The following is a 16,080-nucleotide window of genomic DNA, read 5'->3' on the forward strand; positions in this document are numbered from 1 at the left end:
GGCTCAGTCGATGATGCGGAGCCGCTCGAGCAAGTAGAGGAAGGCGACGGCGAACTCGTTGTCGTCGGTCTCCTTGGCCACGACGTCCCACTCGACCTGCTCGCGCAGCGCCCGCGCCACCGGCAGCAGCCGGCCGAAGTCGCAGTACCGCTCGTCCATGGCGTGCAGCTTGTGGATCATCAGCCGGGTCGCGGAGAGCACCGGCATCACCACCGAGATCACCTCGATCTCGTCCGCGTCGGCCAACATCGCGCGCTCGGCCGGGACGGTGGCGTCCCGGAAGATGACGTCGACCATCACGTCGTCGGTGAAGACCTTGAAGAGCCAGTCCTCGGGGGGCTGGACCACCTGGAGGCCGTGCTCGGCCAGCACCGTCGCGGCCGCCGGTGCGTCCGCCTCGGCGACCAGGAAGTCCACGTCGTGGCTCGGCTCGGGGCCGCCCCGCGCCCACACCGCGTAGCCCCCCGCCAGCGCGAAAGGCAGTCCCGACTCCTTCAGGGCCACGGCGACGCGCTTGAGCGCCTCGCGCAGGTTGGCCTTCTCCTCATCGACGTCCACGGCGCCACGGTACCCAGCGGCGCGATTGATCAACGTGCCCAGCGGGCACAGGCCCGCCATGCGCGTCGCGACCTTCAACATCCTCCACGGCCGCTCACCGGAGGACGACCAGGTCGACCTGGACCGCTTCGCGGCCGCGATCGCCAGCCTGGACGCCGACGTGCTGGCCCTCCAGGAGGTCGACCGCAACCAGGCCCGCTCCGCCGGCGCCGATCTGACCGCGCTGGCCGCCGAGGCGATGGGGGCCACGGAGCACCTCTTCGTCGCGGCGCTGCACGGCAGCCCGGGGGTGTGGATGGCGGCCGACGGCGACCTGGCCCCCGACGCGGCGGCCTACGGCGTGGCGCTGCTCTCGCGCCACCCCGTCACGGCGTGGGAGTCGGTCCGCCTGGCTCCGGTGCCGGTGCGGGTGCCGATGCGCTTCGACGGGAGCCGACGACCCGAGCTGGTGCGCGACGAGGCCCGGGTCGCGGTGGTGGCGACGGTGGAGGGGCCGACCGGCCGGCTGACCGTGGCCAACACCCACCTGACCTTCATCGAGTGGTGGCAGCGGCGTCAGCTGCGCACCCTGCGCGCCGCGCTCGCGGGTCGCCAGGGGCCGGTGCTGGTGCTCGGCGACCTCAACATGGGCACCGAGCGGGCGCAGCGTCTCACCGCCCTGAGGTCCCTGGTGGAGGCGCCGACCTTCCCCGCGGACCGGCCCACGGAGCAGCTCGACCACATCCTGGGCAGCCCGGGCCTGGCCGCGCGGGTGCGCTCGGGGGGCTCCACCCGGCTCGACCTCTCCGACCACCGCGCGCTCTGCGTCGACCTCGGGTGAGGCAGGCTTGATCCATGGAGCAGCAGGGCCGCAGGGGCCTGGGACGTCAGAGCAGCCCGCTGGTCGGCGGGCTGCTCGTGGTCGCGGTGCTCCTCGGAGGCGTCTTCATGCTCCACCCCGGGGCCGAGTACGACGACCTGCGGCGGATCTTCGGGATGGGCCCGGACCGGTTGAGCGCCCCGCTGCCGGTGCACGAGGGGTCGGGGACCTTCAAGTTCCTGTACACCCAGCGGGGCTCCGACGAGCCGGTCTCCTACAGCCCGTGCCGCCCGGTGCGCTACACCGTCAACCCCGAGGGAGCCCCCAGCGACCACATGGCCCTGGTCGAGGGCTCGGTGGCGCGGATCGGACAGGCCACGGGCCTGGTCTTCGAGTACGCCGGGGAGACCGCCTCGCGCAACTTCCTGGCCCGGGCGCTCGACCGCAGCGACCCGGTGCTGATCGGGTGGGCGACCCCCGAGGAGCTCCCCGACCTCGCCGGGGACGTCGCCGGGGTGGCGGGCAGCACCGTGGTCTCCCGGGGCTCGGGACGTCGGGAGTTCGTGACCGGGATGGTCGCCCTGGACCGCGACACCTTCGCCGACCTGATGGGCAGCCCGGCGGGCCGGGCCCACGCCGCGGCGATCCTGGACCACGAGCTCGGCCACCTGGTCGGTCTGGACCACGTGGACGACGAGGGTGAGCTGATGCACCCGAGCGGGGCCTCGCAGGGACGCTTCGGGCCGGGTGACCTCGAGGGGCTCGCCCGCCTCGGGAACGTCTCCTGCTGAAATTGGAGGACCCCGCTGATGTCTCGGGTCACCAGCGGGGTCTATTGAAGAGATTAGGTCGCACCGGGCCTGCGCGCACGCGTTCCTGCAGGGAAGTGACGCGAATCTCACGCAATCGGGCGGTGACGGCCGGGTACTACCCGAGGATCTTCACCTGGCCGGTGACCTGCCGCGACCCGGTGTCGAGGAGTTGGCTCCCGGCGGAGTCGCGCACCACCAACCGGAACCGGTCAGGACCCGACCGGCCGCCGTCGACCACGGTGATCTCGTAGGAGCCGGACCGGCCGTCGACCCATCCGGTGCCGGCCAGGCGCGCCTGGCGGTCCGTGATCTCGAGCCGGTCGACCCGGGTGCCGAGGAGCCGCACCGACGCGCTCGCGAAGGTGACCACCCCCGCGGCCCGCCCGCCCCGGCCCTGGACGCCCAGGGCGAACACGCCCTGGCCGCGCTCGGTGCGGACGAAGCCCGCACCGAGCACCGAGCCGTCCGCGACGGCGCCGCGCAGGTCGAGGCCGACCAGCACCGGGTCGTGGTCGGAGTTGCGGAACTCGTCGGGGGCGAAGAGGGAGGCCACCTGCCCCGGGCTCTTGAAGTCGGTGTTGTAGTCCAGGACGCTCGGCTCGTCGGCGTTGACGTGCCAGGGGGCGGCCCCGGTCACCTGCGCGGCGAGGCTCCGCGAGCCGAGGGCGTGGTCGAGCGAGCCCCACTGGCCGTCGAAGACGTAGCTGTACTCCTCCTCGCCACGCTCACGGGCCACCAGGTCGGAGAACCCGGCCTCCTCCAGGGCGCGCACCGGGTCCTCCTGGGCGTAGGCGTTGAGGTCGCCGAGGATCAGCGTGTCGGTGTCGCCGGTTCCCGTGGGGTCCGCGGCCAGCCACTCCCCCAGCTCGGCGGCGGCCACCCGCCTGACCTCGTTGCAGTTGCCCTGCCCGTCGCCCGCGTCGGGCACCGCGCAGGCGCTGCCCTTGCTCTTGAGGTGGTTGACCACGGCGGTGAAGACCCCGCCGGTCGCGCGCTCCCGGAACGCCTGGGCCAGCGCGGGGCGGTTGTTGGCGCGGCCCGCCTCCCCGCCCGAGACGAAGCTGTCGGTGTTGAGCGCCGCGGTGGTGCCGACCGGGGTGACGGCCGCCGGCTGGTAGAGCATGCCGACCTTGATCGCGTCGGTGCCGAGCGCATCGACCTCGCCGGTGCCGGCGTCCGCGTCGACGAAGGCCCACGTCCCGTCACCCTCGACCGCGTCGAGGCGGGCGACGAGGTCGGCCAGCGCACTGTCGGGACCGTAGCCGTCGTTCTCGATCTCGACCACGGCGACGACCTCGGCGCCCATCCGGGTGATCGCCTCGACGGTCTTCGCCGCCTGCCGCTCCAGCTCGGCGGCGTCGTCGGCCCCGCGGCAGTCGGTCGGCCCGCCGGCGACACCGAGGGTGCAGCCGGTGAAGGTGTTGAAGTAGTTCAGGACGTTGAGACCGGCCACCTGCAGGCTGCCGCCGACCTGCGGCGGACCGCCCGGGCGCTCACCGGCGGCCTCGAAGCGCGCCTGCCCGCCGAGCGCGTCCACGGGGCGCAGACGGTAGGCGTCGGGGCTGGCGGCGTTGCCGCCCCAGGTGTAGGTCATCACGCCCACCGCGCCGGTGACGGTGTCGCCACCGCGCAGCGTGTTGTCGGCGGAGAGCGGCCGCCCCTCACGCCCCCAGACGATCGGGTCGGGGTTCTGCGCCTGGGTGGAGTCGTCGATGATCAGCCGCCGCCGGTCGTTGGCCTCCTGGACACGCTGCGCCTCCGCTCCGGGCGCCGCCACGTCGGTGGGCTGGAGCAGCCGTCCGCCGGAGGAGACGACCACCTGGCCGAAGCGGCCGAGCTGGAAGTGCTCGGTGACCGTCATGGTCTGCGGCACGCTGACCAGCATCCCCTCCACGCGCTCGAGCTCCGCCTCGTCGGCCGGGAAGCTGATCTCGGTGGGCTCCACCGTCTGCCCGGAGGCGCAGACCTCCACCGAGGTGGTCCGGGAGATCTGGGTCTGGCCCGCGAACTCCTCGGCGGTGCCGACCACGCGCACCCGGTCTCCCAGCGCGACGTCGTCGTCGGTGCCGTTGAAGACGAAGATGCCGTCGGAGGTGGCCTCGTCCCCGTCGCCCTCGGGGTCCTGGAGGTAGAACCCGCGCAGCCGCGGCGAGGCTCCCTCGTGGTCGCCGACCACCACGCCCTCGGTGGCGACCACCCCGGTGAGGGCCGCGGACGGACCGCTGCCCTGGATGGCGCCGATCGGGGTCGACTCGTCACCGCACGCCGGGGACGGCCCCTCGGCAGGCGGCGGCTCCTCGCCGCCACCGAGGTGGGAGCCGAGGCCGGCGAAGGTGTCGGTGGGGAACCCCTCCCACTCCACCGCCGGGTCGAACGGGTCGGCCGGGTCGGTGTCACCCGCGGTGACCGCCTCCCTGCGGCGCAGGGTGTTGTCGGCGGTGGAGGTCTGGCCGCTGCCCCACTCGGTGCCCGGGTCGACGCCGCCCTGGCCGAGCGAGTCGACCACGGTGTCGCCCCGGCGCAGGGTCAGTGCATCGTCGCCGTTGAAGAAGCCGGAGCCGCTGGTCTGGTCGGCGACCGCCAGCACCTCGGGTCCGGCGCCGGAGTGGGCGAGCACGAAGACGTCGCCGGGGGCGACCGTGCCGCTCAGCGGGACCGTGAGGCCGGCGGTGCTGCCGCCGTTGAAGAAGATCTGCACGCTGTAGCCGCCCGCGGCGAGGTCGACCGGGGCGCCGGTCCCGTTGTAGATCTCGAGCGCCTTGTTGTTGGCGGAGCCCTCGACGTACTCGGAGAGGAAGAGCTCGGTCGCGGGAGCCGCCTGCGCGGCGCCGGCCAGGGGCAGCAGCGAGGCGGCCAGGACGGCCGCGGCCGCGCAGTAGGCCGGACGAGAGTGGAACGAACGCATGACAGCCCTCCAGGACCGGTGAAGTCGATGGTGCTGCGCCCGACCCTAGGCGTGGCCGGCGACAGATGGAAACACCCTCACCAGCGGTTGCGCACGTCCTCGGCCCACCCCACCAGGTCGGCGACCCGGACCCACGCCCCGGTGTCGTCACGCATGCGGCCCTCCCAGTGACCGAAGCACTGGTGGGTGCGGGAGGCGAAGACCGCCATGTCGATCACCGAACGCTTGAGGTGGAAGGGTGTGAAGGTCAGCTCCACGCTCTCCCCCAGGACGCGCCAGGGTGCCATCCAGTCGTCGCGGTCGTACTCCCAGACCAGCTCCTCGCTGATCTTGGAGAGCCGGCCGTCGACATGGAGGGCGTTCTCCACCGAACCGGTGCCGTCGGTCCAACGGCCACCCACCTGGACGCCGACGACGCGGCCGTCGGTCCGCCCGGACCCCGCGCCCCAGTTCCAGCGCACCGCGTAGGGCCAACGACCCCGGCCGTGGTCCAGGGTCGCCCACGACTCCCCCGCCGGGACCTCGACCTCGGCCCCGTCGACCCGGATGCTCCCGGTCGCCGGCCGGGCGACGTCCTTGACCGTGTACTGGAAGAGGCGCTCGCTCCACGGCACCACCACCCCGAGGCTCTCGTGGCCCGCCGGGCGCTCGGCGATCACGTCGACCCGCACCCGCGGTCCGGCGGCGCGCAGCCGGGTGCCACCGGGGACCTCATCGATCTCGATGCGCAGCTTCCTGGTCCTCGTCCGCACGGGGCCGGCCCCGAGCGTGCCGGGAAGCGAGACGCTGCCCCCGAGCACCCCGATGGCGTCGTGCGCGACGGTCTCCCCCGTGGCCCGGTCGAGCAGCCAGATGCCGTGCACCGCCGCGTAGTCCAGGGCGGAGGTCACCAGGGCGACCACGTGGGTGGGGGTGGTCACCGCCCAGTACTCCCACCGCTTGTTGCGCCCGAAGCCGAGCCGGCCGCGACCGATCCCGTCGGTGTTGACCAGCGGGGTGCGGCTCCAGCCGACGGCGTCGGGGTTGAGCCGGCCGTCGGGCAGCGTCAGCGGGACCGGGGCGACGAGCTCGCGCTCCCCCACCCGCCTGGCGCTCACGGGGCCTCGACCGCGTCCGGCTGCAGCCGGCGGACGTAGAGGGTGCGCTCCTGGCGGGCGACGACGCTGCCGTCCTCGGCGACCAGGTCGACCGGGAAGACCCGCAGCAGGCGCTGCCCGTCGGCGGTCCCCTCACGCAGGCGCTCGACCGCGCTGACCGGCATCTCGACCCGGGCGGTCACCGGACCGGTGCCGGGGCGCAGGAAGTCGATCTCGACGACCTTGTCCCACACGGCGTACCCGGGACCGAGCTGCTGGGCGGCGAGGATCACCACGAAGGGGTCGACCATGGAGAAGAGGCTGCCGCCGAAGGCGGTGCCGAAGAAGTTCGCGTTCTCCGGAGTCAGGTCCATCCGGACCAGCGCGTGGGTCCAGTCGGGGGCTATCTCCTCGACGGTGATCCGTTGCGCGGCGAACGTCGGCCAGGAGTTGAGGTGCTCGCGGAGCTGGTCGGGGGTCAGGGCTCGGGGGTCGCTCACCCGGGCGATCCTGCCATCCGGCGCGTGCCGCGGACGAGGAAGACCCCGCCGGTGTCTCGGGTCACCGGCGGGGTCTGAGCAAGAGCATGCCGGGCGCACCACGGGTCGCGCAGCAGAACGGCGAAAGACGCCCGAGGTTTTTCTGCGCGGTCCCGCTACATCGCCCGGGCGAGGCTGCGGCGCAGCGACCAGGCGCCCAGCGCCAGCAGCACCAGCGCCATCGCGGCGAGCACCCCCAGCTGGGGCAGCACGTCCGTCAGGCCGCCGCCGCGCCGCTGGATCTCCGCGAACGCCTCGTAGGCCCAGGCGTGCGGGGTGAGGTTGGCGACCGTGCGGATGGTGTCGGGGAAGAGCTCGAGCGGCAGCATCGAGCCACCCAGCGCGGCCAGCACCAGGCCGATCCCGACGCCCGCGCCACCCGCGGCGCCCTCGTTCTCCAGCAGGGTGCCGAGCAGGATCGCGGCGCCGGCGGCGACCAGGCTGAAGACCGCCAGCACCAGCAGCGAGAGCGCCAGGTTGCCCCAGCGGACGCCGAAGAGCAGGGAGGTGGCGAGCATGATGTAGGCACCCTGGAAGAGGCCGATGGCCCAGCGGCCGAGGGTCTCGCCGGCGATCAGCTCGACGGTGGAGACCGGGCCGGCGAGCATCCGCGCGATCACCCCCAGCCGGCGCGCCTGGATGAGCGTCGCCGAGCCGGCCAGGCAGGCGAGGAAGACGAACAGCAGCAGCTGGCCCGAGGCGCCGAGGTCGAACTGGCCGAGACCGGCGAACTGCTCGCTGAGCTCGTCGACGCTGGTCACCTCCAGGGCCGGGGCCTCGACCTGCCCGGCGGCGTCGGCCAGGGCCGCCCGCGCCCGGTCCACCGGGACGCCGCGGGCGGTGAGGGCGGCGATCTGCCCCTGGGCGACGCGGAGGGCGCCCACCGCGTCGCGGACCTGCTGCTCGACCACCTGGGCGTTGGCCGAGGAGCCGCGGACGACCTCCAGCACGACGGGCTCTCCCGCCTCGTGCGCGGCCTCCGCCTCGGCGTCCACCCGGACGGCGACGTCGATCCGGCCGCGAGCCAGCTGCTCCAGGGCGCCGTCCCAGTCCTGGTCGCTGAGGACGACGTCCGAGTCCTCCAGCTGGTCGGCGAGCTGCTGCTCGAGCGCGCTGCCGCTGCCGCTGAGCGCCACCCGGCCGGCGTTGGCGGAGTCCCCGAACTGCGCGCCGATCATCAGCACCAGCAGCAGTGGGAAGACGAAGACGAAGAAGATGTTGGAGCGGTCGCGGAGGAAGAGCCGCAGCTCGAGGCCGGCGACGGTGAGCGCGTTCCTCATGCCTGCCCCCTCACGAGAGTGCTCCCCGGTCGGGGACGAGCCGGGAGAGCAGCCACATGGTGGCGGCGAAGCCGAGCATGATCGCGATCGGGGCGCCGAGGTCGCCCACGCCGCCACCGGCCGAGGTGATCCCGAGCCCGCGCAGCAGCGCCGCCACCGGGTTGAGGTCGAGGACGACGGCGAGGCTCCCGGCGGCGCTGATCGGGAAGAATGCGCCGCCGCCGATCCCCAGGACCACCGCCACGATGGAGGTGGCGATGCTCGCCTGCTCGCTGGTGCGGGCCACCCGGGCGATCAGGAACATCACCGACGTGGCGGCCGCCACGACGCAGACGACGAGCAGGGCGACGGCCGGCGGCGACCCGAAGTCGGCGTCGAAGAAGAAGCTCCCCACGGTGAGCAGGACGCTGGTGGAGACCACCCCCAGGACGAAGCTGACCAGGGCCTTGGCGGAGACGATCAGCCAGGGCGGGATCGGCATCGAGCGGAGCCGGGCCAGGGTGCCGGTCTCGCGGTCCACCAGGAGCGAGGTGACGCCGAAGCTGACGGTGAAGAGCAGGAAGAGCCCGGCCTGTCCGGCGACGAGCGCGGCGCCGGCGTCGAGCTGCTGGTCCGAGGCCTCGCCCTGGCGCAGCTCGTAGGCCGGGCCCGCGGTGGTGGCCTCCTCCACCAGGGCGCCCACCTGCTGCGGCGGGACGCCGGAGGCCAGCCCGGCGCGCGCGGTCTCGGCGCCCGCGCCGAACCGGTCGAGCACGCCGAGGACCACCGAGAGCACCACGTCGGCCTCGAGCCCCGCCTCGTCGCCGCGGACGGCGTCGACGGTGACCGGCTCGCCCGCCTGCGCGGCGTCGCCGAACCCCTCGGGGACGAGCAGGGCGAGAGCGGCCTCGCCGTCCTCGACCTGCCGGCGGGCGGACTTCTCGCCGGTCTCGGTGACCGTGACCTCGAGGCCGTCCTGGCCGTCGAGGCCGGCGAGCACGTCGACGACGACCGCGGCCATCGGGTCGCCCTCCGGGACGCTCACCGCGACGGTGATCGGCTCCAGCTCGAGGTCGTCGGTGCTGCCGAAGACCAGGTTGAAGACGAACATCAGCGCCAGCGGCACCACGAAGGCGAAGATCAGGACCGACCGGTCCCGGATCCGCATCCGCAGGTCGCTGGCGGTCAGGGCGAGGAGCTGGCGCACGGTCAGTCCCTCAGGGCCTTGCCGGTCAGGTGCAGGAAGACCGACTCGAGGTCCGGGCGGGAGATCTCCACGTCCGCCAGCGTCACACCCGCGTCCGCGACGGTGCCGACCACCTGGGCCACGAGGGCCGGCGCGTCCCGCACCGTCAGGGTGGCGGTACGCCGGTCGGCGTCGACCCGTTCCACGCCGGGCAGGGCGCGGAGCCGGTCGGCGGCCGCGTCGAGGCCACCGCTGCCGCTGAGCCGGATGGTGTCGACGCCCCCGGTCAGGCGGATCAGGTCGTCACGGGTGCCCTCGGCCTGGAGGCGGCCGGAGTCGATGATCCCGATCCGGTCGCAGAGCCGCTCCGCCTCCTCCATGTAGTGGGTCGTGTAGAGGACCGCCATCCCCTCGGCAGAGAGGGCCTCGACCGACTCCAGGATCGCGTTGCGCGACTGCGGGTCGACCCCGACGGTGGGCTCGTCGAGGATCAGCAGGGTGGGCTGGTGGAGGAGACCGATGCCGATGTTGAGGCGGCGCTTCATGCCGCCGGAGTACTCCTTGGTCAGGCTCTTGGCTCGGTCGGCGAGGCCGATGAGGTCGAGCACCTCCTCGACCCGCGCACCGAGCGCCTTGCCCCGCAGGCCCTGGAGCCTGCCGAAGAGGGTGAGGTTCTCCCGGCCGGTCAGCTCGGGATAGACGGCGAGGTCCTGGGGCACCAGGCCGAGGTGTCGCTTGGGCTCGAGGGTCGAGGGCGTCATCGGCTGCCCGGCGACGGTGACCGTGCCGGCGTCGGCACGGATCAGTCCGGCGACCATCGAGATGGTCGTCGTCTTCCCGGCCCCGTTGGGCCCCAGCAGGCCGTAGGTCTCGCCGGGGGCGATGTGGAAGGAGACGCCGTCGACGGCGCGCAGGTCGCCGAAGCGGCGCTCCAGCGAGTCGACGACGAGCACGTCACTGGGGGGCGCGGCGTCGGTCACCCCGTGAGCCTAGGGGCTGAAGGGACTAGCCGCCTGTCTAGCCCGGTCGTACCGTGGTCAGGGTGCTCCTGCCCGAGGTGCTCCTCCAGGTGGTCACCGCGGAGGAACCCGCGGGTCTTCTCCCCGCCCGGCTGCAGATGTCGTTCTCGCTCGGCTGGCACATCGTGCTGGCCTGCTTCGGGGTCGCGCTGCCGTCGATGATCTTCGTGATGCACTGGCGTGGCATCTACCGCGACGACCCCGTCGCCCTGGGGCTGGCGCAACGCTGGGCCAAGGTCTCGGCCGTGCTCTTCGCGGTGGGCGCGGTCTCCGGGACGGTGCTGAGCTTCGAGATGGGGCTGCTGTGGCCCGGGCTGATGGGTCCGTTCGGCGACGTGCTCGGGCTGCCCTTCGCGTTCGAGGGGCTGGCGTTCTTCACCGAGGCCATCTTCCTGGGCATCTACCTCTACGGCTGGGGGCGGATGGCGCCGAAGCGACACCTGCTGACCCTGCTGCCGATGGCGGTGAGCGGGGTGATCGGCACCTTCTGCGTGGTGGCGGTCAACGCCTGGATGAACCAGCCGGCCGGCTTCCGGATCCGGGACGGCGAGGTGGTCGACGTCAACCCGTGGCGCGCGATGTTCAACGACCTGGCGTTCCTGCAGTTCCTGCACATGTGGGTGGCGGCGTTCATGGTCGTGGGCCTGCTGACCTCCGGGGTCTACGCCGTCGGGATGCTGCGGGGGCGGCGGGACGCACACCACCGCACCGGCTTCACGATCCCCTTCGCCTTCGGCTCGGTGGCCGCCGTGCTCCAGCCGGTCGTCGGTCACCTCCTGGGCGGCGGCCTGGCCGACCGGCAGCCGGCCAAGCTCGCGGCGTTCGAGCTGGCCACCACCACCGAGACGCGCGCGCCGCTGCGGCTGGGCGGGCTGCTGATCGACGGGAAGGTCCGGGGGGCGATCGACATTCCCTACATCGGCTCCCTGATCGCCCGGAACTCCTTCGACGCACCCGTCCCCGGGCTCGACACCGTGCCGGTGGCCGACCAGCCTCCGGTCAACATCACCCACCTGACGTTCCAGGGGATGGTGGGCATCGGCTTCGCGCTGATGCTGCTGGTGCTCGTCTACTGGATCGCCCGGTGGCGCGGGCACGACCTGCTCGGCAACGTCTGGTTCCTCCGCGCCTGCGTCGCCGCCGGGCCGCTGGCGGTCGTAGCCGTCGAGCTGGGCTGGACCGCGACCGAGGTGGGCCGGCAGCCGTGGGTGGTCTACGGCGTGCTGCGCACCGCCGACGCCGCGGAGAGCAACGGGTGGCTGTGGTGGCTGGTCACCGCGACGCTGCTGCTCTATGCCGCCATGACGGTGGCCGCGACCGTGGTCATCCGCTCGATGACCGCCCGGTGGCGCTCCGGCAACCTCGACCTCCCCAGCCCCTACGGTCCGCAGCTGCGGATGCACGACAGCGACAGGGAGCGGCCGTGAGCCTGGCGCTGGTCGTGGCCGCCGCGCTCTTCGTGGGCGTGGTGGCGTACGGCGTGCTGGGCGGCGCCGACTTCGGCTCCGGCTCCTACGACCTCACCGCCGGCGGGGACGTCGACGGGGCGGAGCTGCGGACCCTGATCGACCACAGCATCGGCCCGGTCTGGGAGGCCAACCACGTCTGGCTGATCTACGTGCTGGTCGTGTGGTGGACCGGCTTCCCGGAGTCGTTCGCGTCGGCGATGTCGACGCTCATCTTCCCGATGCTCTTCGCCCTGCTGGGGATCGTGCTGCGGGGGTCGAGCTTCGCGTTCCGCAAGTACTCCGCGACGCTGGGCCAGGCCAGGATCTTCGGGGTGGTCTTCGCCGCGTCGTCGGTGATCACGCCGTTCTTCCTCGGCGCGGTGGCGGGCGCCATCGCCTCGGGCCGGGTGCCTGCGGAGGGCCGCGGGGAGCTGTGGTCGTCGTGGCTGACCCCGACGTCGTTCTTCGGCGGGGTGATCGCGGTGCTGACCTGCTCGTTCCTGGCCGGCGTCTTCCTGACCGCCGACGCCCAGCGGTCGGGGTCGACGAGCCTGGCCCTGCGGCTGCGCCGCCGCACCATCGTCGGGGGCCTGGTCACCGGCGCGGTGGTCTTCGCCGCGCTGGTGCCGATCTCGCGGGACGCCCCCACCCTCGCCGACGGGCTGACCGGACGGGCCGCCCCGCTGGTGGTGGTCTCGGCCCTGGCCGGCGCGGCCACGCTGGTGCTGCTCTACCGGCGCGAGTACGTCGTCGCGCGGGTGACCGCCGTCTGCGCGGTCGCCGCGGTGCTCTTCGGTTGGGGGTTCGGCCAGTACCCGTGGCTGCTGGTCGACGAGGTCACCATCGAGGACGCCGCCGGGGCCGACTCGACGCTGTGGGGGCTGATCATCGTGGTCGGCCTCGCCGTGGTGATCGTGGGCCCGGCCCTCTACTACCTCTTCCGTCTCACCCAGTCGGAGGAGTGGAGCCGCCCGGATCCCGAATGAGGCGCTGCGCCTGCCACGATGGGGCCTCCTGCACTTCCCCCTCGGAACCGGAGGTCCCCATGCTCGTCCGACCGACCCTGCGCCGTACCGCCTCGCTCGCCGCGACCCTGGTGGCGCTCGGCGCCCTGGCGGCCTGCGGCGACCAGGACGACGACGGCACGGCCACGGATCCCGGCCCCAGCCCCACGGCGAGCGCGTCCCCCGCGAGCGCCGGGCTGGTCTACCACCTGGTCGACACCCGGTTGGGACCGCGGCTGGCGCGGGAGTCGCGTCCGGTCGCCGGCGACCCGGGAGCCGGGGCGCTCGAGGCGATGCTCGCGGGGCCCCTCGACCCCGACTACCGGGCCACCTGGAACCCCGCCACGCAGGTGCTGGGCGTCGAGGAGGCGGACGGCGTCGTGACGGTCGACCTCTCCGCGGAAGCGCTCGAGGCCGACGCCAACCGGCGTACCGCCAAGATGATGGTGCAGCAGCTCGTCTGGACGGCCACCGAGGCGCTCGGCGTCGACCTGCCGGTCGACCTGCTGATCGAGGGCGAGCCGGCCGGCGAGCTGTGGGCCGGGGTCACCTGGCCCGGCGCGACGACGCGCGGCGGCGCCGACGACGTCCGCACCCTGTTCAACATCGACACCCCCGGTGAGGGGGCGAGGGTGACCTCGCCGGTGACGGTGACCGGCGAGGCGGCGGCCTTCGAGGCCAACGTGCCGTGGCGGGTGCTCGACGCGCAGGGCCAGGAGGTGCAGACCGGCTTCACCACGGCGGCCGAGGGCATGACGCTCTCGCCGTTCAGCTTCACCGTCGACCTGGAGCCGGGCATCTGGACGATCGAGGTCGCCGAGGACGACATGTCCGGCGGCGAGGGCGGTCCGGTGATCGCCGACACCCGCACCGTGACGGTGGAGTAGGAGATGCCCTTCCTCGCGATCCTGCTCGACGCCGTCGCCGTCGTGGTCTTCGCGGCGCTCGGCCGCCGGTCCCACGACGGGGAGGACGGCCTGCTGGCCGTCGCGGACATCGCCTGGCCGTTCCTGGTGGGCGCGGCCCTGGGGCACCTGCTGCTCCTCGGAGTGCCGGCCCTGCGCGGACGCCCCGCCGCCACCCTGGTGGCGGGCCTCGTGGTCTGGCCGACCACGGTGGTGGCCGGCATGGTCCTGCGCCAGCTCACGGGTGACGGCACCGCGTGGTCGTTCGTCGCCGTGGCCACCGGGGTGCTGGGGGCGGCGATGCTCGGCTGGCGACTGGTCGCCGCCTGGGCCGCTCGTCGGAGCGCCTGAGCGACTGAGGACAGCCGCTCTCTCCACAGGCCGGGCGTCCCGCGTCCACACGGAGTGCCCGGACTCGGCAGGATCGTGCCCGGGCGCGCACCCGTCCGCGGGCCGCCCCTGGGGAGGAAGCATGGAGATGAGGCTCCAGCAGGAGGCGTTGACGTCGGCGACCCACGCCCTCGAGGCCCGTGCTGACGAGACGGCCGCCCGCGCGGCGCGGATCGAGGCCGCGGTGGCGTCGCTGCTCGGGCAGTGGCGCGGTGACGCCGCGGACCGGTTCGCGGCGCACTGGGAGGAGTGGCGGTCCAGCGCCCGCGAGGTGCTGGACCAGATGGACGCCGACCTGGCGGCAGCCCGGCACGCGGGCGCTGTGCTCGTGGCCGCCGACTCGGAGAGCGGCCGGTCGCAGGCCCGGCTGCTGAGCAGGCTGGGATGACCGGCTACCGCGTCGACCTGGACGAGCTGCGCCTGGTGGTGACGGAGATGGCCCGCTTCCACGCGGAGCTGGCCGACCTGGCCGCCGACGTGGCCCTGACCACGCAGGGGTTGCACGAGCGGTGGGCCGGGGTAGCCCGGGACGCTCACGCCGCTTCCCACGAGCGGTGGCAGGCCGAGCTCGACGACATGCGAGCGGCCCTGGCGGGCATCCGGGCCCTGGGGGCGGACGCGCACGCCAACTACGAAGGGGCGGTGGAGGCCAACCTCACGATGTGGCAGCAGGTCCGGTGAGCGAGTGCTCCGACCCGTCGTAGTCAAGCGCGAACCGGGAGAGGTAGAGGTCGACCCCGGGTGGGGCGGAGAGCATGGTCGCTGCCTCCTGGTCCGCCAGGCGCCGGCTCCCGTCCTGGTCGACGAGCACGCAGACGCCGTAAGGCGTCTGCCACAGCACGCGTCCGGGGCCGCAGGCGCGCGCCCGGAAGCCGCCGTGGGTCTTCCAGCGGTGGTGGGTGCGGCGCAGGGGGCGGGAGTTGTGCGGGCCGGTCTGGCCGGGCGGGCCGTTGCGCTGGTAGGCCGCGACGTGGTCGAAGTCGACGCCGTCGCGGGTGGCGCTGCGGGGCGAGAAGGGGAAGGCGTCTCCCCCGCTGAGCAGCCAGGCGAGGTCCTTGGTGCTCTCGGGGTGCTCGTACTGGTCGACCCGCGGGCGGATCCGGGTGTCGACCACGGGGGTGAGGCGGACGTCGGCGTGCCCGAGGATCTCTCGGAGCGCCTGCACCAGCGCCGGGCCCATCCCCTCGACCCGGGCCGTCCCGGCCTGGAGCGCCATCGAGGCGGCGGTGACGTGCACGAAGACGCGGCCGCGGCCGCGCAGCGCGGCGAGCTGTCGGGTGGACATGGCGGCCAGTCGCTCCACGGTGCGCCGCAGGTGGTCGGGGGCCCAGGCGGGACGGTCGGGCTCCTCGTCGTCCGGCGTGTGGTGGTCGAGCAGGAGCTTCAACAGGTCGGCGGGGCGGGCCAGCCAGCCGAACGCCTCCGCTCGCAGCTCGTCGCGGTTGTGGTCACGCCCCAGCTCGGCACTGAGGATGTCGGCGACCCGGTCGACCATCGCATCGACCCAGGCGGCGTCCCCGGAGCCGACCCGGGCGATCACGTGCCGGAAGCCGAGCTCGTCGGTCCGGCCGAGTGCGACGTACCGCCGGTGCCGCTCGGCCTCGCGCCGCATCGCGTAGGTCTCGGGATCGGCCTCGATCACCTTGGCCCGGGCGATCTCCAGCACGGTGGACGGGGCGTGCCCGGCGATCGCACGGGAGACGGCGGCGTCCACGATGGCCACTGCCTCCCGCGGGACCTCACGCGAGAGGACCGCCACCTTCCTGGCGACCCACGGCTCGCACTCCCCCGCCACCACCACGGACCAGGTCCTGGGAAGCCGGTGGCGGAGGTCGAGGGTGTCCGCGACGAGGGCCCTGGTCGTGGCCACGTGGGTCTCGCGGGCCATCGCCAGCTCCGGGAGGGCGTACTCGCGCACCGGGGGCGTCCCCTCCCCACCGCAGCGGGTCATCGGGTCGCGCTCGTCAGCCGGATGACCGTGCAGCACCGCCCACTGGGAAGCCAGCTCCATCTCGGCGACCTCGGCGCAGCGGCGGGCCGCGAGAGCCTCGGAGGCGGCCGCGAGCAGCGCCGCTGAGGAGAGATCGTCCGTCGTCATGACCCCATCCTGATCGAACACCTGTTCGATAACAAGCAGCGTCTTCTCCTGTGAGACGCGGCGTCGCGGCGGCCGAGAGCTC

At 73.5% G+C, this 16,080-nt stretch carries 16 protein-coding genes; 8 read left to right on the forward strand and 8 right to left on the reverse strand.

Features of this window, described 5'->3' with window-relative positions; all coding sequences use genetic code 11:
* Positions 1 to 3: 3 nt before the first annotated feature.
* Positions 4 to 558: a nucleotidyltransferase family protein gene (locus AC4BGE_RS15140; protein WP_490575801.1), complete on the reverse strand. Its 555-nt coding sequence runs from the start codon at positions 556 to 558 to the stop codon at positions 4 to 6.
* A gap of 58 nt (positions 559 to 616) precedes the next feature.
* On the opposite strand from AC4BGE_RS15140, the gene AC4BGE_RS15145 reads away from it, so the two are divergent.
* Entirely contained in the window at positions 617 to 1,378 is a 762-nt protein-coding gene (locus tag AC4BGE_RS15145; RefSeq protein WP_490569513.1) for an endonuclease/exonuclease/phosphatase family protein, read from the forward strand.
* A 14-nt stretch (positions 1,379 to 1,392) separates the two neighbouring features.
* Positions 1,393 to 2,148, forward strand: coding sequence for a zinc metalloprotease (locus tag AC4BGE_RS15150; protein WP_490575802.1), 756 nt, complete (start codon positions 1,393 to 1,395; stop codon positions 2,146 to 2,148).
* Positions 2,149 to 2,284: 136 nt separating this feature from the next.
* Here AC4BGE_RS15150 and AC4BGE_RS15155 read toward each other — a convergent pair whose 3' ends face one another.
* From AC4BGE_RS15155 to AC4BGE_RS15180, 6 genes are all read right to left on the reverse strand, one after another.
* Positions 2,285 to 5,074 (reverse strand): ExeM/NucH family extracellular endonuclease, encoded by a 2,790-nt coding sequence (locus AC4BGE_RS15155; protein WP_490575803.1) that lies wholly within the window; start codon positions 5,072 to 5,074, stop codon positions 2,285 to 2,287.
* A gap of 77 nt (positions 5,075 to 5,151) precedes the next feature.
* Entirely contained in the window at positions 5,152 to 6,171 is a 1,020-nt protein-coding gene (locus AC4BGE_RS15160) for a DUF2804 domain-containing protein (RefSeq protein WP_490575804.1), read from the reverse strand.
* Complete coding sequence (locus AC4BGE_RS15165) at positions 6,168 to 6,650, reverse strand: PaaI family thioesterase (RefSeq protein WP_490569517.1); 483 nt, start codon at positions 6,648 to 6,650, stop codon at positions 6,168 to 6,170. Before AC4BGE_RS15165 ends, AC4BGE_RS15160 begins: the two co-directional genes overlap by 4 nt.
* A 155-nt stretch (positions 6,651 to 6,805) precedes the next feature.
* A complete protein-coding gene (locus AC4BGE_RS15170; protein WP_490575805.1) occupies positions 6,806 to 7,969 on the reverse strand; it encodes an ABC transporter permease in 1,164 nt (387 codons plus the stop codon).
* Positions 7,970 to 7,979: 10 nt separating this feature from the next.
* Complete coding sequence (locus tag AC4BGE_RS15175; RefSeq protein WP_490575806.1) at positions 7,980 to 9,155, reverse strand: ABC transporter permease; 1,176 nt, start codon at positions 9,153 to 9,155, stop codon at positions 7,980 to 7,982.
* A 2-nt stretch (positions 9,156 to 9,157) separates the two neighbouring features.
* Positions 9,158 to 10,114, reverse strand: coding sequence for an ABC transporter ATP-binding protein (locus tag AC4BGE_RS15180; RefSeq protein WP_490569520.1), 957 nt, complete (start codon positions 10,112 to 10,114; stop codon positions 9,158 to 9,160).
* Between the two features lie 62 nt (positions 10,115 to 10,176).
* Here AC4BGE_RS15180 and AC4BGE_RS15185 point away from each other — a divergent pair, with 62 nt between their 5' ends.
* The 6 genes from AC4BGE_RS15185 to AC4BGE_RS15210 all read left to right on the forward strand — a co-directional run bounded on the left by AC4BGE_RS15185 (position 10,177) and on the right by AC4BGE_RS15210 (position 14,581).
* Complete coding sequence (locus tag AC4BGE_RS15185; protein ID WP_490569521.1) at positions 10,177 to 11,580, forward strand: cytochrome ubiquinol oxidase subunit I; 1,404 nt, start codon at positions 10,177 to 10,179, stop codon at positions 11,578 to 11,580.
* A complete protein-coding gene (locus AC4BGE_RS15190) occupies positions 11,577 to 12,587 on the forward strand; it encodes a cytochrome d ubiquinol oxidase subunit II (RefSeq protein ID WP_490569522.1) in 1,011 nt (336 codons plus the stop codon). The genes AC4BGE_RS15185 and AC4BGE_RS15190 overlap by 4 nt, the downstream gene beginning before the upstream one ends.
* Before the next feature lie 59 nt (positions 12,588 to 12,646).
* Positions 12,647 to 13,492 (forward strand): Gmad2 immunoglobulin-like domain-containing protein, encoded by an 846-nt coding sequence (locus tag AC4BGE_RS15195; RefSeq protein ID WP_490575807.1) that lies wholly within the window; start codon positions 12,647 to 12,649, stop codon positions 13,490 to 13,492.
* A 3-nt stretch (positions 13,493 to 13,495) separates the two neighbouring features.
* Positions 13,496 to 13,861, forward strand: a complete 366-nt coding sequence (locus tag AC4BGE_RS15200; RefSeq protein WP_490569524.1) for a DUF3054 domain-containing protein — start codon at positions 13,496 to 13,498, stop codon at positions 13,859 to 13,861.
* Between the two features lie 127 nt (positions 13,862 to 13,988).
* Positions 13,989 to 14,288, forward strand: coding sequence for a WXG100 family type VII secretion target (locus AC4BGE_RS15205; protein ID WP_490569525.1), 300 nt, complete (start codon positions 13,989 to 13,991; stop codon positions 14,286 to 14,288).
* Positions 14,285 to 14,581 carry a WXG100 family type VII secretion target gene (locus AC4BGE_RS15210; RefSeq protein ID WP_490569526.1) on the forward strand — a complete coding sequence of 99 codons (297 nt, stop codon included), beginning with the start codon at positions 14,285 to 14,287 and terminating at the stop codon, positions 14,579 to 14,581. The genes AC4BGE_RS15205 and AC4BGE_RS15210 overlap by 4 nt, the downstream gene beginning before the upstream one ends.
* Here AC4BGE_RS15210 and AC4BGE_RS15215 read toward each other — a convergent pair.
* Complete coding sequence (locus AC4BGE_RS15215; protein WP_490569527.1) at positions 14,556 to 15,998, reverse strand: hypothetical protein; 1,443 nt, start codon at positions 15,996 to 15,998, stop codon at positions 14,556 to 14,558. The genes AC4BGE_RS15210 and AC4BGE_RS15215 overlap by 26 nt on opposite strands.
* Between the last annotated feature and the right edge of the window lie 82 nt (positions 15,999 to 16,080).

It is taken from the genome of Nocardioides sp. Z50_6, from assembly GCF_058215755.1.

Excerpts from the sequence above, each read along its gene's own strand:
- AC4BGE_RS15145 (WP_490569513.1), top strand. The coding sequence starts at position 617 with ATGCGCGTCGCGACCTTCAACATCCTCCACGGCCGCTCACCGGAGGAC.
- AC4BGE_RS15150 (WP_490575802.1), top strand. The coding sequence starts at position 1,393 with ATGGAGCAGCAGGGCCGCAGGGGCCTGGGACGTCAGAGCAGCCCGCTG.
- AC4BGE_RS15155 (WP_490575803.1), bottom strand. The coding sequence starts at position 5,074 with ATGCGTTCGTTCCACTCTCGTCCGGCCTACTGCGCGGCCGCGGCCGTC.
- AC4BGE_RS15170 (WP_490575805.1), bottom strand. The coding sequence starts at position 7,969 with ATGAGGAACGCGCTCACCGTCGCCGGCCTCGAGCTGCGGCTCTTCCTC.
- AC4BGE_RS15195 (WP_490575807.1), top strand. The coding sequence starts at position 12,647 with ATGCTCGTCCGACCGACCCTGCGCCGTACCGCCTCGCTCGCCGCGACC.
- AC4BGE_RS15200 (WP_490569524.1), top strand. The coding sequence starts at position 13,496 with ATGCCCTTCCTCGCGATCCTGCTCGACGCCGTCGCCGTCGTGGTCTTC.
- AC4BGE_RS15205 (WP_490569525.1), top strand. The coding sequence starts at position 13,989 with ATGAGGCTCCAGCAGGAGGCGTTGACGTCGGCGACCCACGCCCTCGAG.
- AC4BGE_RS15210 (WP_490569526.1), top strand. The coding sequence starts at position 14,285 with ATGACCGGCTACCGCGTCGACCTGGACGAGCTGCGCCTGGTGGTGACG.
- AC4BGE_RS15215 (WP_490569527.1), bottom strand. The coding sequence starts at position 15,998 with ATGACGACGGACGATCTCTCCTCAGCGGCGCTGCTCGCGGCCGCCTCC.